A 23,730-nucleotide genomic window follows, 5' to 3' on the forward strand; every position below is an offset into this window, starting at 1 on the left:
TAAGCGCCGCCCCGCCGTGCGGGGCCCCCGGGGATAACGCCGCCATGGGCTGTCATCCCTTGGAGATGTCCAAGCTGGCCCGGGCATTTAAATCCCATCCGGCGGTGTTGCCAGCCAGATATTCATAATACCCCTGACAGCCAATCATGGCGGCGTTATCCCCGCACAGGGACAGGGGCGGCAGCCACAGCTTGGCCCCCACCTTCTCGCACTCCCGCTGCAAATCTGCCCGGATGCGGCTGTTGGCGGCTACGCCGCCGGCCACGGCGATCTTGTTGTACCCCAACATCCGGTTGGCCTCCATGGTGCGGGGCACCAGGGTGTCGGACACCGCGGCGGCAAAGGAGGCGGCCAGGTCGTGGAGGTCCAGCTCCTCCCCCTTCTGCTGGGCGTTGTGGACGGTGTTGAGCACCGCCGTCTTCAGACCCGAGAAGGACATATCCAGGGGGTGGTCCGCCACATGGGCCCGGGGGAAGGTGTAGGCCTTGTCGTTGCCCCCCTGGGCCATCTTGTCCATGGGTCCGCCGCCGGGATAGCCCAGCCCAAGCACCCGGGCGATTTTGTCAAAGCACTCCCCCGCGGCGTCGTCCCGGGTACCGCCCAGCACCTCAAAGTGGGTGTAGTCCTTCACATCCACTAGGGCGGTGGTGCCGCCGGAGACGCACAGGCACAAAAAGGGCGGCTCCAGGTCGGCGTGGGCGATGTAGTTGGCGGCGATATGGCCCCGGACGTGGTGCACAGGGATGAGGGGCACTCCCAGGCCGTAGGCCACCGACTTGGCAAAGGACACCCCCACCAGCAGAGCCCCGATGAGGCCGGGAGCATGGGTCACGGCCACGGCGTCAATCTCCGACTTGTCCACCCCAGCCTGGCGCAGAGCCTCGTCGGCCAGGCCGGAAATGGCCTCCACATGCTTGCGGGAGGCAATCTCCGGCACCACGCCGCCGTAAATGGCGTGCATGTCCGCCGAGGAGGCAATCACCGAGGACAGGATGGTGCGGCCATCCTCCATCACGGCGGCGGCGGTTTCGTCACAGGAGGATTCAAAGGCTAAAATTTTCATGAAATCACCTTTCTCTCATATTCCGTGGGATTATGCTCCTCCGTCCAGGCCGGGGCAGGGTGAATGTCCTCGCCGGGGGAAAGGGGCAGTTGAATGTATTGCTGCATATGGGCGGGGGAGAAGTAGTCGGCGTAGACCCTGCGGTGCAGCTTCTCTACCACCCGGTCGTCGGTCTCAGGCCCGCAGTACAGGCACTTAAAGTGCACCCCGAAGAGGGCACACTCATAGTCCAGCACCCGGAAGCCGTTGCGCTGATAGAAGCCAATTCGGCGGCGGCGCAGCTGGTTCTCCTCCTCGTCGTCGCTGGTGGGAGCCTCCGCCTCTCCGAAGACGTGACCGTATCGCTCCAACAGCAGGGCGAGAATCTTTCCCCCCGTGCCGCCGTTGCGCTTGCCCCGCAGCACGCCCAGGTAGTCCAACAGCACGCCCTTCCGGTCCTTGGACAGCCACACCATGGCGTAGCCCACCGTCTCCCCGTTCTCCGTGGCCACCAGGGGCTCGTACTGCCCCAGCTCTAACAGCCGCAGCATGGCCCCCAGGGGCTTGAGCTCGCTTTGGGGAAAGTCATATTCCATCTCCTCCCGGTACAGGGAGGCCAGTTCCTTCTCATTGAGCGCGTTCAGTTCCATGTTCAAACTCCAGTGTCATCAAAATGGCGTCCTCTTTGGGATCGTCGTAGTACCCTCTTCGCCGCCCCACCTGGGCAAAGCCGTGTTTCATATAGAGGGCGATGGCAGGGGTGTTAGAGGCCCGCACCTCTAAGGTCAAGAAGGCCAGCTTGGCCTGACCAAATCGGACAAAGGCGGCGATAAGCTCGTCGGCAATGCCCTGGCGGCGGACATTGGCGGCCACCGCCACATTATTGATATACCCCTCGTCCAGCACCGTCTGCAAGCCGGCGTAGCCCAACACCACGCCGTCCTCCCGCAGGGCCACGATGATGACGGCGGCCTCGTTCCACAGCTCCTGTTGCAGCATCTCCTCCGTCCAGGGGTGGGAGAAGCAGGCCCGCTCCAGGGCTGCAATCTGGGGGATCAGCTCGGCGGTCATGGGGGTCAGTGTATACTTCACGTGGTTCTACCTCCTGTTTAGTGGGCCTCGGCCCAGGTCTGGCCCACCTTGGCCTCGGCAGTGAGGGGCACGGCCAGCTGGGCCACCCCCTCCATCTCCTGGGTGAGGAGCCGGGCCACGGTGTCCGCCTCGGCCTGGGGACACTCCACAATCAGTTCGTCGTGGACTTGCAGCACCAGCTGGGCCTGGAGCCCCTCGTGGGCCAGGCGATGCTCCACCCGAATCATGGCCAGCTTAATGATGTCGGCGGCGGTGCCCTGGATGGGCATGTTCAAGGCCACCCGCTCGCCAAAGCTGCGGGTGTTGAAGTTGGAGCTTTTCAGCTCGGGCAGCCAGCGGCGGCGGCCGTATAAGGTGGACACATAGCCCTGACTCTTGCCCTGCTCCACCACGCCGTCCATATAGGCCCGCACTCCGGCGTAGTGGGCAAAATACTTCTCCATATAGCTCTTAGCCTGGGCCACAGAGACATGGATGTCCTGGGAAAGGGAGAAGGGGGAAATGCCGTAGACGATGCCAAAGTTCACCGCCTTGGCCGCCCGGCGCATGTCGGCCGTCACCCGGTCCGGGGACACCCCAAAGACCTGGGAGGCGGTGACGGTGTGGATGTCCACCCCGTCCCGGAAGGCCTGGATCATGGCCTCATCCCCGGACATGTGGGCCAGCAGCCGCAGCTCGATCTGGGAGTAGTCGGCATCCACCAGCACCCACCCGGGCCGGGCCACAAACATGGTGCGCATCTCCGCCCCCAGGGCGGTGCGCACGGGGATGTTCTGCAAGTTGGGCTCGGTGGAGGACAGCCGCCCGGTGGCGGTGACGGTGTTCTGGAAGCTGGTGTGGATGCGCCCGTCTCCGGCGATGACCTTGCTCAAGCCCTCCACATAGGTGGAGTTGAGCTTGGTCAGCTGTCGGTACTCCAGCACCAGAGAGACGATGGGGTGCTGATATTGCAGCTTCTCCAGCACCTCGGCGTTGGTGGAGTACCCGGTCTTGGTCTTCTTGATGGGGGGCAGCCCCAGCTTTTCAAACAGAATGTGGCCCAGCTGCTTGGGCGAGAGGATGTTGAACTCCTCCCCCGCCTGAGCATAAATTTCCTTCTGGGTGTCCGCAATGCGCCCGGTGAGCATCTCGCCAAATCGGGACAATGCCCCCTTGTCCACCAGAACGCCCCGGCGCTCCATATTGGCCAACACGGAACACAGGGGAATCTCCATCTCCTGGAGCAGCTTGGTCAGCCCCAGCTCGTCCAGCTGGGGGGCCAGCTTCTCGTAGAGGGCCCCAATGAAGGCGTTGTCTTCATACCATTTGGCCTGGGCCTTCACCTGGTCGGACAGGGCCCCGAAGGCCTCCTCATCCCGCCAGGCCCTGGACTCCTCCAGCTCCTTTCTAAAATACTGCATGGAAAGCTTGGGCAGGTCATAGCTGCCTGCGGTGGGGTCCAGGAGATAGGCGGCCAGCTGGGTGTCAAAGACGAAGCCCTGGCCCTGGACGCCCTCGTCCAGCAGCTTCTCGCACAGCTCCTTCACCCCGTGGGCCACCTTCTTCACCCCAGGGCCAAAGAGCTGGGCCAAGAAAGCCTGGTAATCCCCTTCGTAGCGGCTGCTGCGCACGTCGTACAGCCAGTCCTTGTCCCCTTCGCTGAGGCTCACCGTCACCCCGTCCAGATTGGGCAGGGGGAGCACCACCACAAAGTCCGCTTTCTCCCACTTTGGCAGCACCTGGGCCAGCTGCTCCTCGCCCGTGAGGTACACCCCCTCCACCCGAATTTCGGCGGTTTCTTCCACAGCTTCGGCGACCGGTGTGGAAGTGGGCCGCACCCCCAGCTTGTCGATGAGCTTGGAAAACTCCAGCTCTAAGAGCATCTGGTACAGCTCGTCGTTGTGGAAGGGCTGGCGCAGGGTGTCCTGGGGATGGAAGTCCATGGGGGCCTCGCAGCGGATGGTGGCCAGGTCGTAGCTCATCCGGGCGTCCCCCTCCCCCTCCACCAGCTTTTTCCGGGCGGCGGGCTTGACCTCCACCGTGTCCAGGTGGGCGTACAGGTCGTCAATGGAGGGGTACTGGGCCAGCAGAGCCATGGCGGTTTTCTCGCCGATGCCCTTGACCCCGGGGATGTTGTCGGACGTATCCCCCATGAGGGCCTTGAGGTCGATGATGTGGATGGGGTCGAAGCCGTACTCCTCCCGAAACACCTCCGGGGTCATGTTGCGGGTGGTGGTGCGGCCCATGCGGGTGGACACCAGCTTGACGGTGGTGGAGTCGGTGATGAGCTGCAAGGAGTCCTTGTCTCCGGTGACCACCACGGTCTGGCCGCCCTCCTCCCCGTTCACCCGAGCCATGGTGCCCAGCAGGTCGTCGGCCTCCCAGCCCTCCAGCTCATAGCGGCGGATGTTCATGGCGTCCAGCAGCCGTTTCAGCACCGGCATCTGCACCGCCAGCTCCTCGGGCATGCCCTTGCGCTGGGCCTTGTAGCCCTCATAGGCCAGGTGGCGGAAGGTGGGCGCTTTCAAATCGAAGGCCACCGCCAGTCCCTCCGGCTGTTCCTCCTCCAGCAGCTTTAAGAGGATGTTGACAAAGCCGAAAATGGCGTTGGTGGGCAGGCCCTCCCGGGTGGACAGATTCTGACTGACCCCGTAAAAGGCCCGGTTGACGATGGAGTTTCCGTCGATGACCATGAGCTTCATAGTGTGGCTCTCCTTCCCTGGTGTGGGGTGTTGCGGTAATACTAACAGCTGATTATATCATTCTTCCCCACCCAAGGCAATCCCCACGCCTTTTCCCGAAAAATTCCTGTTGTGGACAAGGAAAACCGGCGGTCTCCCGCCGGTTTTCCCAATCTTATCCCAAGCCGTCCGACTCCTGGTCGTCGGCATCCGGTTGCTCTGGGTCAGACGCCGTCTGTTTCGTACTCTTGGCCTTCTTGACTCCCATCAGAGCCATCAAAACCACAGACACCACCGACAGTACTCCACCGGATATGGTAGCCACCATGCTCTCATTGAAACCTAATGCCACCGCAATACCAGCCACAAGGCCTACCACAGCCACCCAGACTGCTTTATCACTGAGTACGGCTTTCAGTCCTGTCATGGCAGTCCCTCCTTTTCACAATCAGGGACTGGGGACTCCCCCACAGCCCCTATGCCATTGGTATGCAAAAACAATCGAGCCGGACTCTACGCCGCCCCCGTTTCCCCACTTTCTCTGTTGCCCTTTTCCCCGGTTGGTGGTATAATTGCTCCACTATCATACACAATGGGGTGGTTTTGCCTGACTGCCCCAATTTTATCATATGGAGGTTGTTTCCTTGTCACTGTACGAAGCTGAGATCAACCGGCGGCGAACCTTCGCCATCATCTCTCACCCGGACGCCGGTAAAACCACCCTCACCGAGAAATTCCTCCTCTACGGAGGCGCCATTGCCCAGGCCGGCGTGGTCAAGGGCAAGAAGAATGCCCGGGCCGCCACCTCCGACTGGATGGAGATTGAGAAACAGCGCGGCATCTCCGTCACCTCTTCCGTGATGCAGTTCCAGTACGAGGGGTTCTGCATCAACATTCTGGACACCCCGGGCCACCAGGACTTCTCTGAGGACACCTACCGCACCCTCATGGCCGCCGACTCCGCCGTGATGGTCATCGACGCCGCTAAGGGCGTGGAGGCCCAGACCCGGAAGCTGTTCAAGGTCTGCGCCATGCGGGATATCCCCATCTTCACCTTTATCAATAAGATGGACCGTGAAGCCCAGGACCCCTTTGACCTGTGCCAGGAGCTGGAGCGAGAGCTGGGCATCGACACCTACGCCGTCAACTGGCCCATCGGCTGCGGCAAGGAGTTCCAGGGCGTGTACGACCGCCAGCGCAAGAAGATCATCCACTTCACCTCCAACACCAACGCCAAGGCCGCCATCGCTACCGAGGTGAATCTGGACGACCCGGAGCTGGCGGGCCTCATTGGCGAGAGCCACTACCGCCAACTGGTGGATGAGATTGAGCTGCTGGACGGGGCCTCCTGCGAGTTCGACATGGACCGAGTGCGCCACGGCAAACTCTCCCCCGTGTTCTTCGGCTCCGCCCTCACCAACTTCGGCGTGGAGCCCTTCCTGGAGGATTTCTTGCGCATGACCACCGCCCCCCTGCCCCGCATGGCTGGGGAGGAGCTCATCGACTCCTTCGACGACGACTTCTCCGCCTTCGTCTTTAAGATTCAGGCCAACATGAACAAGGCCCACCGGGACCGCATTGCCTTTATGCGCATCGTCTCCGGTAAGTTCCAGGCGGACAAAGAGGTCTACCACGTCCAGGGCGGCAAGAAAATCAAGCTCTCCCGGCCCCAGCAGCTCATGGCCGCCGAGCGTGAGATCATTGAAGAGGCCTACGCCGGAGATATCATCGGCGTGTTTGACCCGGGCATCTTCTCCATTGGCGATACCCTGTGCACCGCCTCCCATAAGTTCCAGTTCAACCCCATCCCCACCTTTGCTCCCGAGCACTTCAAGCGGGTGCGGCCCCTGGACACCATGAAGCGCAAGCAGTTCCTCAAGGGCATGGAACAGATCGCCCAGGAAGGCGCCATCCAGATTTTCAAGACCCCCTACTCCGGCATGGAGGAGGTCATTGTGGGCGTGGTGGGTACCCTGCAATTTGACGTGCTGGAGTACCGCCTGCGCAATGAGTACGGAGTGGACCTGTACGTGGAGGGTCTGCCCTACCAGTTCCTGCGTTGGATTGAGCACGACGGGGACGAGCCCCTCCGGGCCGACGACCTGGTGCTGCCCAACGACGCCATGCTGGTGGAGGACTACAAGGGCAACCAGCTGCTCCTCTTCGCCTCCGGCTGGTCCATCAACTGGACCGCCGACCGCAACAAGCAGCTGACTCTGCTGGAGTTCGGCGGCGCGCAGTTCTAAAGCCCTTCTCTCATCTGCCCAGTAGAAAGGGGGTTCCCTATGGCTGACCTATACGAGCAAATCACCCCGCCCCAGCAGCGCAAGGCCCCCAGTGGAACGTGGAAGCTTATGGTTCTGCTGGCCATCGGCCTGCTCTTATTGCTTCTGTGTATCGTCCCGGTGGCCCGGATTCTGGGCCATCAGTACGGATATAAGCGGTTTGTCTCCGCCCTGTCCACCCAGACCTACCAGTGCTACTATCAGGACAATCTGCGGGCTGAGGTGGACGGCACCTCCCTGCGCATCACCGGGGACAACGCCTATGTGGTCTACAACGCCATCTCCGCTCTGGGGCCTGGCAAACTGCCTGGAACCCCACCCCAGGAGACCCCGGACGCCGTGCTGTACTACGGCGACGAGGCGGTGATGAAGCTGTGGAGTGTGGCTCTGTCCCAGGCCGACCGCCGTCCCAGCGGGGTGTATGTGGAGTTTGACGGCCCCGAAGGGGACTTCTCCTACATCATCAACGGAAAGGACATGTCTTACTTTTCCGCCGCCCTCTCCCCGGAGAAAAATCCAGCTTGGTAACTTAATATGCAAAAAAACATGGAGGAGCAAAGCTCCTCCATGTTTTTTTGCTTTATTTCTTGCGCTTACGGTTGTGAACAGCAGCACCCATCAGGGCGGTACCCGCCGCCCCGCCGCTGGCCAGCCACAGCCACAGCTGGGCCGCGTCCCCGGTCTGGGGTACACGCTCCGGCTTCTGCGTGGCTTGGGGCTGCTGGGTTGCCTCGGGGGTCTGGGTGGCTTCGGGCTTGTCCGTGGTCTCGGGCGCGCCCTCTGCGGTGAGCCCCTCCATGGCGGCGGTGAGCGCGTCCACCGCCTGGGTCACCACGGCCTGGTCGTCCTCGGTGAGGCTCTCATCTGCCAGCACCGCCTGGGCGCTGGCCAGAGCGGAGCGGAACACCGCCACACTCTCAGCGGTGTATCCGGTGAGATCCATACCCTGGGCCTTCGTGAGAAGCTCTTCCAGAATGGACTTGTCCGCCCGGAACCGCTGGGCCAGAATGGCATCCAACAGGGCGTCGGTGGCCTGGTCCACGTCCCCTTGCAGGGCGTCCCCATCCTTCTGCACGGTCTCAGCCGCTGCCAGGGCGTCCACCAGCTCGGGCCAGTGGGTGGCCACGTACTTGTCCGCCTGTGCCACCATGTCCTGAGCCCGAAGGATGACCAGGTCCAGCATGGTCTTGTCCCCCTGAATGAGGCCAAGGCCCCAGATGCCCTCCAGGAGGTTGTCCCAGGCGGTGTTGACCTGCTCTTGGGTGGCGTTGGGGTCGGCCAGCACCTGTCCGGCCTCCTCCAGCACCTGGCGGAAGTAGTCGGCGGCAGACTGAGCCACGCCGTCGGTGGACAGGGTCCGTGCATAGTCATAGGTGGTTTGCAGGATGCTCTTGTCCACCTGGGTGGGCTCCTGGTCCTGGGTCTTCACGGTGATGGTGTAGTCCAGATACGTCTCGTGGTCCTGGGCGTAGGAGCGCAGGGTGAACACGGTCTCCTCCCCGGTGAGGGCCACGGTGCGGGACAGGGTGTCATCAATGAGGATGCCGCCCTCCCCGCCCACGTAGATAAGGCCGCTGGGGGTGTGGGGGTCCACATCCATGGTCACGCTCTGGGTGCCGGTGGGCACGGTGAGGGTGTAGTCGGTGACGCCCTGGGTCAGTTCCGGCGTGAGGGTACCTTCTTCAAAGGACAGCCCGGACAGAGCGGGGTTCTTGTCATACTCCAGGGAGTTGAGAATGGAGATGCCGAACAGGCCGCCGGCATAGCCGCCTGTGGACTGGAACTTCACCTCGATGACGGGAATCTTCTCCCCGTTCTCGTCCAGCTTGTAGCTGCCGTCCTCGTTGAGTTTGTAGTTGGGGTTGTCCAGATACTCCTGGGGAATCTCGTCCACCACATAGTAGAAGACCTTGCCGTTTTCGTCGGTGATGCGTTCAGTCTTGAACTTCTCCCCGTTGAGGTACACGTCAAAGGAGCGTCCCACATCGCCGCCGTAGTAGGTGCAGCGCAGGTAGTTGTGCTCTGCGTTCACGTCCAGCTCCATGTTGTAGCTGAACCAGCCGCCGCTCTCGGCGTGGCGGTACTGTCTGCCTTGGAACACGCCCACGCTGGAGCGGTCAAACTTCAGGTCCTTGGCCGCCTCGGAGTTGTTGGCGTCGAAGTTGGTGAGGTTGGAGACGGCCCGCTCCTCCTCCCGCAGGGACTGCTTTTCCGCCAGAATGCGCTCCTGCATAGCGGGGGAGTCCGGTTCCTCCAGGTACATGTACAGGCCGTAGCGCACTCCGTGCTGCATGTAGTGGGGGGTGTACACCAGGGCGCCATCGTCGGAGTCGGTGTTCTTCAGGACAAATTGCACCTGGCCCTTCTCGTCGTCCTCAATGCGCACCAGGTTCTCTGTGAGGTTGTCCAGCCACTGCTCTACGCTCTGGTTCTGGATGCCGATGACCGTCTGGGCGTCGGCGTCCAGGGTGGCAGCTCGGACCAGGATGCCGTTGGGCACGTAGGAGTCAATGTCCTTGTCCCCCAGGTCGGCACTGAGCACCATGGGGCCGTACTTAAAGGCCACGAAGTTGGCGTTGTCGGGCAGGTCGTAGGCCACCACTTCCATGGGCATGGTGCACACGATCTCGTCCCCGGCGGCCACGTCAATGACAGCAAAGCCGTAGGAGGTGTCATACTCGTAGGCCACGCCGTTTTTCTCCACGGTGAGGGGTCCGGCCAGCCAGTCGGGCACCCGCACCAGCAGCTGGGTGCCCTCCTTCACCTGGCCGCCGTCCAGGCTCTCCACCTGGAAGGTGACGGTGTCCTCGTTGGGCATGTTGGCGGTCTGGGTGAGCTTGAGGTTGCGCTCCTGGTCCGTGAAGGTGGAGGAGAAGAACATGCTGACGTACACCTGGTTTTCATCGGTGTAGTACAGGCTGTCCCCCAGCTTGGAGAAGCTCTCCATACCCGTGCCCGTGCAGCACCAGAACTCGGTATCCGGGCGGCTGTAGACCTTGTTGTGGCCGGGGGCCATGGGTTGGAAGTACATAGTCATGCCGGTCTCCGGGTTCTGGGAGGGGAGAATGGCATTGATGTAGGTGTTCTCATAGTAGTCCAGATACTTCTTCTTCCCGGTGACCTTGAACAGCTCCCGGGACAGCTTGAGCATGTTGTAGGTGTTGCAGGTCTCGCAGGTGGTCTCCGCCCCGCCGTTGGAGCCGGTGGCCTGGGCGTACAGCTGGTCGGCGGCGTGGAAGTGCTCGGAGCAGCTGTTGCCGCCGGTGACATAGGTGTGGTGGTTGACCACGGTGTCCCAGAAGGACTCTGCCGCCTTGAGATACTGGGGCAGCTCGTCCTTTTCCTCCTGGGTCAGCTGGTCGTAATACTCCGGCTCACTGAGCACGGTATACCGCTTCAGAGCCCCGATGAACTTGGGGATGGTGGTGTTGGCGTGCTTGCCGTTGAGCACATCGTTGCCGTTGGCCAGCTCCCAGAACAGGGAGGTCTCGTCAAACAGCTGGGCCACCTCCTTGTGCTTGGGGTCGCCGGAGAGGCGGTAGAGTTCATAGAGGGCGTCGTTCATGCCGCCGTACTCGGTGGCCAGCATCCGGTCCTTGGACACGTGGCCCACCAGGCGGTTATAGAGGAAGGTGCCCAGATTCTCCGCCAGAGTCAGGGCATCCTGGGCCAGGGTCTGGTCCTCCGCCTTGGGGCTGAGGCTCAAGTCGTTGTAGATCTCCAGCAGACCCGCCAGCACCTTGTGCAGGTTGTAGTAGGGTACCACCACCGGCTCGTTGGAGGTGCTCAGGCCGTCGGCCAGACCCAGCACTTCCACGGGGAAAGCGGCCACAAAGCCGTCATTATCCGGGTTGTCATCGGTGTAGGTGGCCTGCTGACACACCTTCAAGCCCTCCACCGCGGTCTCCAGCTTGTCCCGCAGAGTTTTGACCTGGGCGTTGTCGGTGGAGTAGTTGTAGCTGCGGTACATCATGGCCATGGCGGACATGTAGTGCCCAAAGGCGTGGCTGCGGAAGTTGGAGCCCTGGCTGCGCTCCCATCCCTCGGGATAGCCCTGGGTGCTGCCGTAGTCGGCGGGGTTGAGCCCTGCGCTCTTGTAGCACTCGTAGAGGAAACGGTTGGGGTCCAGGGTGTCCGCCAGATAGTTTAGCTCCTGCTGGGAGGCGTTGACCAAGTAGTCGTCGGTGAGGGTCACATTCTCCAGACCAGAGTTTTCAATGTTCAGCCCCTCCCGGACCTGGGCGGCCACCACCACGGTGAACTCCTTGCTCTGCTCCGGGGCGTCCTGGTACTGGGCGTAGGCGGTGAGGGTGACGGTCTGGTCCTCCTCCCCCCGTACCACCGTGCCGTCCAGGGCGATGACATCGGGGTCGGAGCTCTCCCAGCGGATGGTGGAGCCGGAGGCCCCTTCTGCGGGCAGGGTCAGGTTCTCGGTGGTGCGGCTGGGGATGGTGAGCCCGTTCAAATCTGCCAGGGCCACTTCCGCCCCGTCCACCTGTCCGCCCATCTCCTCATAGAGGGCCAGCACGTCCTTCTGGGTAGCCACCTCGTCATACACCCGGTACTCGTCCAACGCTCCCCGCAGGTGGGAGGAGTCGGTTTTGTACACCTCGCCGTTCCAGCCGATGCTCTTCATGGCGTCGGTCTGGCCCAGGATTCCGGTGGAACTGTCGTTGATGCCGTACTTGATGCGGGTGGTCTGGGGAATGCCGTTGCGGTAGATGTTCACGTCCTTGGTCACGTGGTCATAGGTCACCACAATGTGGGTCCACTCCCCGGCAGGGAAAAATTCGCTGCGATTCCCGTCCACCGCCACCAGATAGGGCTGGGAGGAGCCGGGGCCGATGGACAGCTCCAGGGGGATGGAGTCGTTGAGGCTGCTCAAATACCAGCCATCGGCGTTGTACTCGTTCTTGTTCCAGGTAATGATCTGCTCCCCGGTCATAGTCTGGGTGGGCTTGAGCCAGAAGGAGAGGGTCAAGTCCTGGGGCTGGAGCTCCACAGAAGTACCCAGGTTCAAATGGGCCCCCTGGAGTTCCACCGCCTGGGTTCCCTCCTCCACCCCGTCCACAAAGGTGAGCTTGCTCTCCTCCGAGGCAGTCACCGGGTGCTGGAGGGTGGAGCCGTCTGCCAGCGTGCCCTCAAAGGACAGGTCCAGCACCGGGTCCCCCAAGGAGTCGGTCAGAGGCCGGGCCGCCAGAGAAAACGGCGCTGCCATGGAGGCCAGCAGAGACGCTGCCAAGCAAATGGATGCAATTCGTTTCACCATTCATCTCTCCCTTTCATACAAACTGTGTAAATGTCTGGTGTCTTTACAGGAGATGTTAGCATCCACTTACGAGAAAATCAACACATTGCACATAGATTTGATATTTTCCACCTTTCCAACAATACAAATTATACAATACACACATTTTCAACTATTTTATGGGTCATTTTCCGGTGAACCCCTGGAGTGTTCCAAAGTTCTCTCATTTCTTTCCACTCATTCGCCCGCTTTCAGCCGTGGATTTCCCCCATCCTTTGCCCAGACAGTTGGGAGATCGCAGGCGTATTTCAGGCAAATTTGTATGATTTTTCATTAAATACAAATCATGTTATTATTTTTTATGAAATAAAAGTTGTCCGTTTTCTCTCCCTGACGCAACAAAGCCCCGGCGCTTTTCCTGCGCCGGGGCTCTGCTCGCTCCGATAAATTTTAGTCCTCTTCTGGGTCCACCCAGCCGCAACTGCGGCCCACCGCCTTGTGCCACCCCCGCAGCAACTTGTCCCGCTGGGGCTGGTCCATGTTGGGGGTGTAGAGGCTGTCCAGGGTCCACTGGGCACGGATCTCCTCCAGGTCCCGCCAGAACCCGGTGGCCAGGCCCGCCAGATAGGCGGCGCCCAGGGCGGTGGTCTCCCGAATCATGGGGCGGCGCACCTGTTTGCCCAGAATGTCCGCCTGGAACTGCATGAGGAACTTGTCTCGGGACGCGCCGCCGTCCACGCTCAGCTCGGTGAGGTGGATGCCCGTGTCCTTCTCCATGGCCTCTACCAGGTCGTAGCTCTGGTAGGCGATGGACTCCTGGGCCGCCCGGATGATGTGCTCCCGGGTGGTGCCCCGGGTGATGCCGATGAGGCAGCCCCGAGCGTACATGTCCCAGTAAGGGGCGCCCAGTCCGGTGAAGGCAGGCACCAAGTACACCCCTCCGGTGTCCGGCACCTTCTGGGCGTAGTACTCCGCATCCCGGGACTCGGTGATGAAGCGCAGCTCATCCCGCACCCACTGGATGACGGCACCACCCACAAACACGCTGCCCTCCAGGGCGTACTGCACCTTGCCATTCAGACCGATGGCAATGGTGCTGATGAGGCCGTTTTCACTGCGGTAGAGCTGGTCTCCCGTGTTCATGAGCAAAAAGCACCCGGTGCCATAGGTGTTTTTCGCCTCGCCGGGGGCAAAACAGGTCTGGCCGAACAGCGCCGCCTGCTGGTCCCCTGCCATGCCCGCAATGGGCACTTCCACCCCCTGGAGGTTCACATAGCCGTAGATTTCGCTGGAGTTGCACACCCGTGGCAGCATGCTCATGGGGATGCCCAGCTTTTCACAGATGGTCTCGTCCCACTGCAGGTCCCGAATATTATAGAGCATGGTGCGGCTGGCGTTGGTGTAATCGGTGACGTGGACCTTGCCCCCGGTGAGCTTCCACACCAGCCAGCTGTCCACGGTGCCAAAGAGGAGCTTCCCCTCCTCTGCCCGCTCCCGAGCCCCCTCCACGTGGTCCAGAATCCACTGGATTTTGGTGGCGGAGAAGTAGGCGTCGATGAGCAGTCCCGTGTGCTCCTTCACATATTCGGTGAAGGCCTCGTCCTTCTTCAGCTCCTCGCACAGCCCCGCCGTGCGCCGACACTGCCACACAATGGCGTTATAAATGGGCTTGCCCGTGTCCTTGTCCCACACAATGGCAGTCTCCCGCTGGTTGGTGATGCCGATGGCGGCAATGTCCGAAGGGTCGATGCTGTTGCCCACCAGGGACTCAATGAGTACCCCGTACTGGGTAGAGTAAATCTCCATGGGGTCATGCTCCACCCACCCGGGCTTGGGGTAGTGCTGGGCAAACTCCCGCTGTTCCAAGGCCACAATGTTCTGCTGTCGGTCGAAGACAATGCAGCGGCTGCTGGTGGTGCCCTGGTCCAGGGCGATGACGTACTGTTTCATACTCTTCCGCCTCCTGTGTCTGGTGTTGCCGCATCAAACAAAAAAGAGCACAACTGGCGACTTGCCTCTCGCCCGTCCTGCTCCTCATCTTTCTTGGGTTGCACCCATTATGCCAGATTTTCACCCACCTGTAAAGGGCTCCCCTCCCCGCCCGGGAAAAATCAGCGATACGACGCAAACCGCCCCTGATTTTTCGTCACTGTGCACAGTCTAGCAGATGCGTTATTTCTATCCCTTGCTTTTTTCCACAAAACCGGATATAATAGCCCCAACAAACGGATAGACCAAGGGGTTGAGCGCAACGCAGGTGGGTGGCCGCAATCAGGGGGCTGGATCTGGGTTGCGTTTTGCTTTGGAAGGGAGGTCCTTTTCATGTATGACGTCATCATTCTGGGCTGTGGGGTGGTGGGGGCGGCCGCCGCCTATCACCTGGCCCAGTATCCCCTGAACGTGGCCATCTTGGAGGCTCAAAACGATGTGGCCAATGGCACCACCAAGGCCAACAGCGCCATCATCCACGCCGGGTACGACCCGGAGCCGGGCACCCTCATGGCCCAGCTCAACGTGGAGGGAAGCCGGATGGCCGGGGACATCTGCGAAAAGCTCCAGGTGCCCTTTGCCCGAGTGGGCAGCCTGGTATTGGCCTTTGATGAGGGAGACCTTCATACCCTGCGCACCCTCTATGACCGAGGCGTACAAAACGGGGTGCCGGGGCTGGAGCTGCTGGACGCCGCCCAAGTGCGCCAAACAGAGCCCAACCTCAGCCAGAACGTGGTGGGCGCCCTCTATGCCCCCACCGCCGGCATTGTGGACCCTTGGCAGTATGCCCTGGCCATGGCAGAGGTGGCGGTAGTCAATGGGGTGACGCTCCACCGCTCCGCCCCTGCCACGGCCATCACCCCCATAGAGGGGGGCCACGCCGTCACCACCCCCAAGGGGGTATTTGAAGGGAAGTATGTCCTCAACGCCACCGGGGTGTTCTCCGACCAGGTGCATGGGCTGCTGGAGGAGCCGGACTATGCCATCACCCCCAACCGGGGCGAATACTACCTGCTGGACAAGAGCCAGGGAAAGCAAGTCTCACACGTGGTATTCCAGTGTCCCAATGAGCGGGGCAAGGGGGTGCTGGTGGCCCCCACCATCCACGGCAATCTCATTGTAGGCCCCAACGCCCAGCCGGTGGAGGACCGCCACGACCTGGGCAACACCGCCCAGGGGCTGGCCTTTGTCAAGGAACAGGCCATGCGCTCGGTGCCCGGCCTCAACTTTGGGGAAAACATCCGCAACTTTGCCGGACTGCGGGCCAACTCCACCCGCTCCGACTTCATTCTGGAAGAGAGTAAAAACCACCCCGGCTTCTTCGACCTGGCGGGGATCAAGTCCCCCGGTCTGGCAGCCAGCGCCGCCATTGGCAAGTGGGCCTGTGAACGGATTTTGGAGAGGGAGCCGGACCTGCAACCCAAACCGGACTTTGTGGACCAGCGGTCCCACGTGATGTTCCAACACCTCTCCCCCCAGGAGAAAAACGCCCTCATCGCCCAGGACCCCCGGTATGGCCGGGTGGTCTGTCGGTGCGAGACGGTCACCGAGGGGGAGATCGTGGCCGCCCTCCACGCCCCCATCCCGCCCTACACCATCAACGGGGTGAAGCGGCGGTGCAATGCGGGCATGGGCCGCTGTCAGGGTGGCTTCTGCGCCCCCAGGGTCCAGGCCCTCATTGCCCGGGAGCTGGGGCTGGACCCCTGTGAGGTGCTGCTGGACCAGGAGGGCTCCTACCTGCTCACCGGAGAGACCAAGGGCCAAGGAGGGAACGCTCATGTATGAACTCATCGTCATTGGCGGCGGGCCCGCCGGACTGGCCGCCGCCCGAGAGGCCTGGGACCAGGGGCTGCGGAAGGTGCTGATTTTGGAGCGGGACCAGGAGCTGGGCGGCATCCTCAACCAGTGCATCCACAACGGCTTTGGGCTCCACCACTTCAAAGAGGAGCTCACCGGGCCGGAGTACGCCGCCCGATTTATTCAGCAAGTCCAGGCCACCGATGTGGAAGTGCAGCTGGACACCATGGTGCTCCAGCTCCTCCCCGGTTCCCCCCACCAGGTCCACTGCGTCAGCGCCCAGCATGGCTATCAAGTGCTGGAGGCTCAGGCGGTGGTGCTGGCCATGGGCTGCCGGGAGCGGGCCCGGGGGGCCATCGCCATCCCCGGAGAGCGTCCGGCGGGCATCTTCACCGCCGGGGCCGCCCAGCGGTACCTGAATATGGAGGGGTACATGGTGGGCCGCCGGGTGGTCATCCTGGGCAGCGGCGACATTGGCCTTATCATGGCCCGGCGCATGACCCTGGAGGGAGCCCAGGTACTGGCCTGCGTGGAGCTGATGCCCTACTCCAGCGGCCTCACCCGCAACATCGTCCAGTGCCTGGAGGACTACTCCATTCCCCTCTACCTCAGCCACACCGTCACCGACCTCCGGGGCCACAACCGCCTGGAGCAGGTGGTGGTGAGCCGGGTGGACGAGCACCGCCGCCCCATCCCCGGCACCGAGATGGTCTTTGACTGCGACACTCTACTTTTGAGTGTGGGGCTCATCCCGGAAAACGAGCTCACCCGCCAGGCCGACATTCCCATGGACGGACGCACCCACGGGGCGGTGGTGTTTGAAAACATGGAGACCCAGGTGCCCGGCATTTTCGCCTGCGGCAATGTGCTCCACGTCCACGACCTGGTGGACTACGTCACCGCCGAGAGCCAGCGGGCAGGGGCTGCCGCTGCCCGCTATGTCCAGGGGGAACCAACCGCCGCCGAAGCCCTTCCCCTCACCCACGGCTCTGGGGTCAGCTACACCGTTCCCCAGCGCATCCACCGGGGCAGCGGCAACGTGCAGGTGCTGTTCCGGGTATGTCGCGTGTTTGGGGATAGCCGCATTGTGGTAAAAGACGAAGCAGGCGATCCCATTGCCCAGTTTCCCCGCCCCCACATGGCCCCGGGGGAGATGGAGCAGATCACCCTGCCCGGGGTACTGCTGGACCGGGCTGTTGGGGGCCTCACCATATCCATTGAGGAGGTGGAAGGGACATGAAGGAACTTGTATGCATCGTCTGCCCCAAGGGGTGCCGCCTCCAGGTGGATGAGGAGCACGGCTACGCCGTCACCGGAAACAGCTGCCCCCGGGGGGCAGAGTACGGCAGAAATGAGCTGCTTCACCCCACCCGGGTACTCACCAGCACGGTGTGCATCCAGGGCGGGCTCCACCGCCGCCTGCCTGTGAAAACCACCGCTCCCATCCCTAAAGAGCTGATCTTTGAGGCCATGGATGCCCTCAATGGAGTGCGCCTCACCGCCCCGGTGCATCTGGGACAGGTGGTGATTCACGACCTGCTGGGGACCGGGGTGGACGTGGTTTCCACCAGGGAAATGAAGAATGAATAATGATAAATGAATAATTGTGGTGTGCCGCCATGCGGCACGGATTTCAATTTAACAATGTATTGCAGGTAAAACGCCGTAGGCGCCGGGCAAGCCTGGCCCCTGCGGTAGCCTCTACCGAAAGCCTATGCAGGTCCCGAACGTTGGAGCTACGTTCAGGGCCTGCATTTTTCATTATTCATTCTTCGTTATTCATTTCCATAAAAAAACACGGCCAGCAAAACGCTGACCGTGTTTTTTATGCTTTTAGCCGTTGCGGCGGCGACGCACCACGGTGACAGCGCCAAGCACCATCACGGCGGCGGCCAGAGCGGCCACATAGCCCATCAGCTGGGCGGAATCGCCCGTCTGAGGCACGTTCTCCGGCTTCTCGGTGGCCTGGGGCTTGTCTGTGGCCTCAGGGTTCTGGGAAGCCTCGGGGGTATCGGTGGTCTCGGGAGCGCCACCGGCGGTGAGGCCGTTCATGGCGTCGTTGAGGGCGGCCACAGCGGCGTCCACGGTGGCCTGATCCTCCTCAGACAGCGTGGCATCATCCATCACAGCCTGGGCATTGGCCAGAGCGGTGCGGAAGGTAGCCACAGACTCGGCGGTATAGCCGGAGAGGTCCATGCCCTCGGCCTTGCCGATGAGGTCTTCCAGGATGGACTTGTCCGCCTTGAAGCGCTGGGCCAGAATGGCATTGAGCAGAGCCTCGGCGGCGGGCTGCACGTCCTCCTCCATGGCGTCACCGTCGGCGTACACGTCCTTGGCCTTGGCCAGGGCGTCCACCAGCTCCTGCCAGTGGTCGGCCATGTACTGGTCGGCGTTGGCCACCATGTCGTCGGCCTTGGTAATCAGCTGCTCCAGCAAGGCCTTGTCGCCTTGCACCAGGCCCAGACCCCAGATGCCCTCCAGCAAGTTATCCCAAGCGGCGTTCACCTCAGCCTGGGTGGCATTCTCGTCGGCCATCACAGCCTTGGCCTCGTCCAGAGCCTTCTGGAAGGCGGCCACGGCGGAGTCGGTGACTCCCGTGGTGTCCAGGCCCTCGGCGTAGGCGATGGTCTTCTCCAGCAGGGTCTTGTCCACGTCGCCGGGGGTGGGCTCGCCGCCCTTGGTGACGGTGACGGTCCACTCAGCGCTGACGGAGTCCTCCCCGCTGGTGGCAGTGACGCTCACCACGGCGGTGCCCTCCTTGATGGCGTTGAGGGTCACGATAGCAGTGTCGGCACCCTCTGCAATCTCCACGGCGTCCCCGTCCTTGACGGTCCAGGTGTAGGTGGGATTGTCCAGGCCAGCGGCCACAGCGTTCAGGGTGAAGCTGTCGTCCACGGCCACCTCAGAGGCGCCGCCGATCTTCACGCTGGCCCCGGTGGTGTTGGTCCAGATGAGCATCTGGCTGCAGTTGTTCTGGCCTTCCACCCCGTCGTTGCCCCGGTTGTTCCAGGCATAGTAGGGAATGGCCTGGAGTTTGGCGTCGATGAGGTTGCCGTTGTCGTTGTACTTCACATCTCCGGTGATCTCCACCACGCCGTTGAGGAGGTCCTCATGGTAGGTGGCGGTGAGCTGGGCATCCCGGGGAATGACAAAGTTCAGGGGGCTGAAGTTTGCAATGTCACTGTTGAGCTGGGCGTTTCCGGCCATCTCAATGCTGTACACGATGGGGCCACGCTCAATGGCGATGCGGCCCTGGTTGGCCTCCACGTTGGGGTCGGCCTCGGTCATGCGGACTTCCATGGGCATGTCGATGCGCACGATGTCGCCCTTCTCCCAAGTGCGGGTGATGGCCACATAACCCTTCTCGGCCTCAGCGGTGACCTTCTCGCCGTTGACGTAGATGGACACTTCCTTGTTGGCCTGCTCCTGGGTCCAGCCGGGGATGCGGATGTTCATGGTGAACTCCTTGGCCTGGTCGGGGGTGACGGTGAGCTTCACCGCGCCGTCCCAGGGGTACTCGGTCTCCTGAGTCAAGTTCACGTTGGTGCCGTCGATGTTCAGGTTGCCCTCGCTGCCGATGTACATGTTCACAAACAGCTTGTCACCGTGGATGGTGTACATGTACTCGCTGAGCTTGGCGATGGTACGCATCAGGTTGGGGGGGCAGCAGGCGCAGGCGAACCAGTCGGAACGGGGATCGCCGTTCTTGGCCTCCAGATAGGTGCTGTAGTAGAACTTATCTCCGGTGAGGTTGGTGCCCACCAGAATGGCGTTGTACAGGTTCTTCTCCACCACGTCGGCGTACTTGGCGTCCTCGTGGATGAGGTTCATCCGCTGGTTCCAGTTGGCCAGGGCGATGGTGGCGCAGATCTCACAGTAGGAATCGTCATTGGGCAGCTCGTAGGGATCGCCGAAGTCCTCGCCGTGGGAGCGCACGCCAATGCCGCCGGTGATGTAGGTCTTGGTGTTGGCCACGGAGTCCCAGATGGCATCCATGGTGTTCAGGTAGGCCGCCCGGTCCGGGTCGTCCTCGGGCAGCAGGGTGGCCACATCGGTGACACCGGTGTAGAAGTAGCAGGCACGCACAGCGTGGCCCACAGCCTCGGTGATGGTCATGATGGAGTCGTTGTCCTGGGAGTACTCGCCACCCCAGTAACCGCTCTCGCGCTCGTCCATGTTGGTGCCGCGGCGGTCAATGAGGGTCTTCACCGTCTGGATGTACTTGTCTCCGGTGCCCTCGCCCTCGTACTCCTCCACCAGCTTGGCAAACTTCACCATAGCCAGCTCGATTTCCTCATGGCCGGGTACCTCGTGGCGGGTGCCGTTGGGGCCAAACAGGTCCACGATCTCGTCGGCAAACCGACGGCCCACCACATACAGGCTGTAGTCGGGATCGCCGATGCCCTCACGGTAGCGGGTGTAAGCCACCACGCCCTCCAGGAAGTGGCCGGCGTTGTACATCTCATGGTTGGAGAAGTCGTGCCAGCGGTGGGTGCCTGCGGAGCTGCCGCCGGCGTGTCCGGTGCTTCTCAGGGTGAAGTGGGTGTCGATGTAGCCATCGGCGTACTGCACCTGCTCAATCAGGGAGATCCAGTAGGCCAGCTTCTCCTCCAGCTTCTCCCGCTGGGCCACCATCTCGGGGTCGGTGTCGTCATGGATGACGGACAGGGTGTAGGAGATGGCCTCGATGCTCTTATAGATGTCGGAGTCCTGGAACACGTAGCCCTGGAACTCGTCATAGGGCTCGCCGTTGAGCTTGGCAATGGCGTTGACGAAGTTGGGCTCGCCGCCGGAGGCCTGCTCAATCTGATAGATGGCCTTGTTCAGGGAGTTGACGGCATTGACCTTCTGCTTGGGGTTCCAGAAGTTATCGGTGAGCTGTACGTTCTCAAAGGTGACGGTGCTGTTGGCCACGGGGGTGACCACGGGCTCGTTGACGGTGACACGGGCCACAGCCTCCAACTCCTCGTCGCCGGACACCACGGTGCCCTTGACCTCAAAGGTGGTGCCCACCTTGTCCTCGGCGTACAGAGCGGGGTCCACCTCTTCCCAGGTCACGGGGACCAGGGAGGCGTTGAACTCCTCGGCGAAGTTGTAGCCGGTGGGGCCGTACAGGTCGGGGGTGGGGTCGTCAAAGGCGATGCCGTTGGCCACCACGGTCTTGGGCAGGATGGGAGCGCGGCCCGCCTCGGTGGCGGTGACATACTCATCGATGCTCTCGATGCCGTCCACCTTCACCTCCAAGGTGTCGGTGCGGGTGACGGTCTGGCCCTCCTCCTGCCGGGACACGGTGACCTTCAGGGTGCCGTAGCCGCTGTCCAGGGCTGCCAGCTGCACCTGAGACTCATTGGTGGCGCCCACAATCTCCATGTACTGGCTGCCCTCGGTGAGCTCCCACTGGTAGCTCAGGCCGTCCAGCCCCACGGGGAGGCTCTCGGCGGTGAAGGTGCCCGTCTCACCCTTGAGGATGCGGGCCTTGCCGGTGATCTGGGTGGAAACCAGCTCGTTCCACTCGGCGGTCATCTCCTCGCCGTACACTTCCCATTCGCCAATGCCCACGCCGTTGGCGCCGGACCCGTTGCGGTCGATCTTCAGGCGGATCTGGGTGGTCTTCACCGGCTCCTGGAAGGAGACCACGTTCCAGTAGCGGTTGTTGCCGTTGAGGTAGCTGCCGGGCTGGTCGGAGGCGGCCTCGGCGCTGCCGTACTTGACGCCTACGGAGGACACGACCTCGCCGGACTCGTTGGTCATGTTGGTGATCTTCTCCCACTGGCCGGACTCGTGGTTGTAGTACTCCACCTCACAGCTCTTGGGGAAGGTGACGTTGCCGGAGGCGGTGAGGTTGCCGTTATCCGCCCAGTACATCACCCGCATGCTGTTGAGCACATAGGGGGCGTCCCAGGTCAGGGTGACGGTGGTGGGATAGGTGCTGCTGTTCCAGGTGTTCCAGGAGGTGCCCGCGTTGGTGGCCAGCTGCCCGTTGTTGACGTTGGTCACCGGGGTGTTCTGGGCGTCCGCAGAGGCGGTGGCCTGGAGGGCCACGTTGTCCCCGTCGGTCTGGGCCAGCTTGGTGCCGTACACTTCCACCTCGCCGATGCCCACGCCGGTCTGGCCGCTGCCGTTGCGGTCGATGACCAGGCGCAGCTTGCTGGTCTGCACAGACTCGTTCATGGTCACGCCGTTCCAATAGCGGTTGGCCCCGTTGGTATACTGGCTGGCATCGGTGCCCGCCTCATCGGCGGTACCGAACTTCACGCCCACGGTGGAGGTGTCCGCCCCGGTCTCGTCCACCATCTGAGTCACATCCACCCACTCCTTGGAGCGCTCATTGTACCACTGGAGCCGGCAGGAGGCGGGGAACTGCACGCCCCCGTTGTCCGACCACCACATGACCCGGACGCTGGAGATGTCATAGGTGGCGTTGCCCCAGTCCAAATCCACGGTGACGGGGTACTCCACGTCGCCAGCCTCGGACCAGGTGTTCCAGGTGGTCCAGTTGCCGTCTGCCAGAGCGCCGTCATTGATGGCGGCCTCGGCGTTGTCGGGCAGGGTGGTGTTGGTGTAGGAGGCGGACACGGTGGCCTCACCGGCCACGTTGGTGCCGGTGCCGATGGTCTGATAGCCAAAGGCCTCCCACTCGCTGATGCCCACACCGTTGGTGCCGCTGCCGTTGCGCTGGATCTTCATGCGCAGCTGGCTGGTGGTGATGGGCTCAGAAAATTCCACGTAGTTCCAGTACTGGTTGTTTCCGTTGATGCCGTTGTTGGAGCTGGAATCCACTTCCACGCCCACCTCGTCGGTGGGCATGCCCTTCTCATTGGTCATCCCGGTGATGAGCTGCTCGTTGCCCTCGCTGTCCACATAGTACAGGGTGGCGGACTTGGGGAAGGTGACGTTGGCGTTGGCGTTGATGGTGGCGTTGTCCGCCCACCAGATCACCCGCATGCCTGTGATCACCTGCTCGGACTCCCAAGTCAGGGAGGTGGTGACGGGATAGGCCTCGTCGTTGGTGCCCCAGCTGTTCCAGCTGGAGTAGGGGTCGGAGGTGGCCAGCTTCCCATCGTTCATGGCGTTGGGAGAGATGCCCCAGACGTTGGTGTAGGAGGCCCCGGCCGTGGCCTTCAGGGCGATGTTATTGCCCAGGTCCTCTTCGCCAGCCTGTAAATAGTTGTACAGCGTCCCGCTGTCCTGGCTCTCCGCTCGGGCCGGACTCATGGGAACCATGGACAACACCATGGCCGCACTGAGAAGGCCTGCTGCAACGCGTTTGTTTCCGAACTTCTTGAAACTCTTCATGTTTTCCCCTCTCTTTATCATAGTAGTCTTGAGTCTTGCATGGTTCTCTTGCGGAACGCTGCCTTCCACACCTGCTGTCTGGCCTTCGCCTCCTTCCGCTCCCCTCGCAGGGAAGAACAGTTCCCCAACCGGAACAATCAGGGAAATTGGTTTTGCAATTTGATGCTCTCTTTCATACAAACTGCACATATGTCTGTTACCTTTATCATTGATGTTAGCATTCGCCCATCCGAAAATCAACACATTGCACAGAGATTTGATATTTTCCACCATTCCAACAATACAAATTATACAACACCCAGCTTTTCAACCGTTTTCTCC

13 protein-coding genes are annotated in these 23,730 nt (G+C 61.9%); 5 read left to right on the forward strand and 8 right to left on the reverse strand.

Translation table 11 applies throughout. The features are described from left to right. Positions 1-52: 52 nt before the first annotated feature. The 5 genes from tsaD to B5F22_RS03525 form a co-directional block, all read right to left on the reverse strand. A complete protein-coding gene (tsaD, locus tag B5F22_RS03505) occupies positions 53-1,063 on the reverse strand; it encodes a tRNA (adenosine(37)-N6)-threonylcarbamoyltransferase complex transferase subunit TsaD (RefSeq protein ID WP_087390937.1) in 1,011 nt (336 codons plus the stop codon). Next, positions 1,060-1,692 carry a GNAT family N-acetyltransferase gene (locus B5F22_RS03510; RefSeq protein ID WP_087390940.1) on the reverse strand — a complete coding sequence of 211 codons (633 nt, stop codon included), beginning with the start codon at positions 1,690-1,692 and terminating at the stop codon, positions 1,060-1,062. The genes tsaD and B5F22_RS03510 overlap by 4 nt, the downstream gene beginning before the upstream one ends. After that, the gene (rimI, locus tag B5F22_RS03515) at positions 1,670-2,134 is read right to left on the reverse strand and encodes a ribosomal protein S18-alanine N-acetyltransferase (RefSeq protein WP_343223922.1); all 465 of its coding nucleotides are present in this window, start codon (positions 2,132-2,134) and stop codon (positions 1,670-1,672) included. The genes B5F22_RS03510 and rimI overlap by 23 nt, the downstream gene beginning before the upstream one ends. 17 nt (positions 2,135-2,151) lie before the next feature. After that, entirely contained in the window at positions 2,152-4,815 is a 2,664-nt protein-coding gene (polA, locus tag B5F22_RS03520) for a DNA polymerase I (RefSeq protein ID WP_087390943.1), read from the reverse strand. A 154-nt stretch (positions 4,816-4,969) separates the two neighbouring features. After that, positions 4,970-5,221, reverse strand: a complete 252-nt coding sequence (locus B5F22_RS03525) for a hypothetical protein (protein ID WP_087390946.1) — start codon at positions 5,219-5,221, stop codon at positions 4,970-4,972. 217 nt (positions 5,222-5,438) lie between these two features. Here B5F22_RS03525 and B5F22_RS03530 point away from each other — a divergent pair, with 217 nt between their 5' ends. Together B5F22_RS03530 and B5F22_RS03535 are read left to right on the forward strand one after the other, a co-directional pair. Continuing rightward, positions 5,439-7,040 carry a peptide chain release factor 3 gene (locus B5F22_RS03530; protein WP_087233047.1) on the forward strand — a complete coding sequence of 534 codons (1,602 nt, stop codon included), beginning with the start codon at positions 5,439-5,441 and terminating at the stop codon, positions 7,038-7,040. 39 nt (positions 7,041-7,079) lie between these two features. After that, entirely contained in the window at positions 7,080-7,607 is a 528-nt protein-coding gene (locus B5F22_RS03535; protein ID WP_087390949.1) for a hypothetical protein, read from the forward strand. A gap of 52 nt (positions 7,608-7,659) precedes the next feature. Here the strand turns inward: B5F22_RS03535 and B5F22_RS03540 are convergent, their stop codons facing one another. Together B5F22_RS03540 and glpK are read right to left on the reverse strand one after the other, a co-directional pair. Next, entirely contained in the window at positions 7,660-12,345 is a 4,686-nt protein-coding gene (locus tag B5F22_RS03540) for a beta-L-arabinofuranosidase domain-containing protein (protein WP_158096604.1), read from the reverse strand. Positions 12,346-12,777: 432 nt separating this feature from the next. Further along, entirely contained in the window at positions 12,778-14,277 is a 1,500-nt protein-coding gene (gene glpK / locus B5F22_RS03545) for a glycerol kinase GlpK (protein WP_087390954.1), read from the reverse strand. 372 nt (positions 14,278-14,649) lie between these two features. Between glpK and B5F22_RS03550 the strand changes: the two genes are divergently transcribed. From B5F22_RS03550 to B5F22_RS03560, 3 genes are read left to right on the forward strand one after another with little or no spacing between them, the layout of a single operon-like run. Then, entirely contained in the window at positions 14,650-16,101 is a 1,452-nt protein-coding gene (locus B5F22_RS03550; protein WP_087390957.1) for an NAD(P)/FAD-dependent oxidoreductase, read from the forward strand. Then, positions 16,094-17,353 carry an FAD-dependent oxidoreductase gene (locus B5F22_RS03555; RefSeq protein WP_087390960.1) on the forward strand — a complete coding sequence of 420 codons (1,260 nt, stop codon included), beginning with the start codon at positions 16,094-16,096 and terminating at the stop codon, positions 17,351-17,353. Before B5F22_RS03550 ends, B5F22_RS03555 begins: the two co-directional genes overlap by 8 nt. After that, positions 17,350-17,703: a DUF1667 domain-containing protein gene (locus tag B5F22_RS03560; protein WP_087390963.1), complete on the forward strand. Its 354-nt coding sequence runs from the start codon at positions 17,350-17,352 to the stop codon at positions 17,701-17,703. Before B5F22_RS03555 ends, B5F22_RS03560 begins: the two co-directional genes overlap by 4 nt. 243 nt (positions 17,704-17,946) lie before the next feature. Here B5F22_RS03560 and B5F22_RS03565 read toward each other — a convergent pair whose 3' ends face one another. After that, on the reverse strand, positions 17,947-23,409 hold the full coding sequence (locus tag B5F22_RS03565) for a beta-L-arabinofuranosidase domain-containing protein (protein ID WP_143482179.1): 5,463 nt from the start codon (positions 23,407-23,409) through the stop codon (positions 17,947-17,949). Positions 23,410-23,730 lie beyond the last annotated feature (321 nt).

Source organism: Pseudoflavonifractor sp. An187 (assembly GCF_002160275.1).
GTDB lineage: Bacteria > Bacillota > Clostridia > Oscillospirales > Oscillospiraceae > Enterenecus > Enterenecus faecium.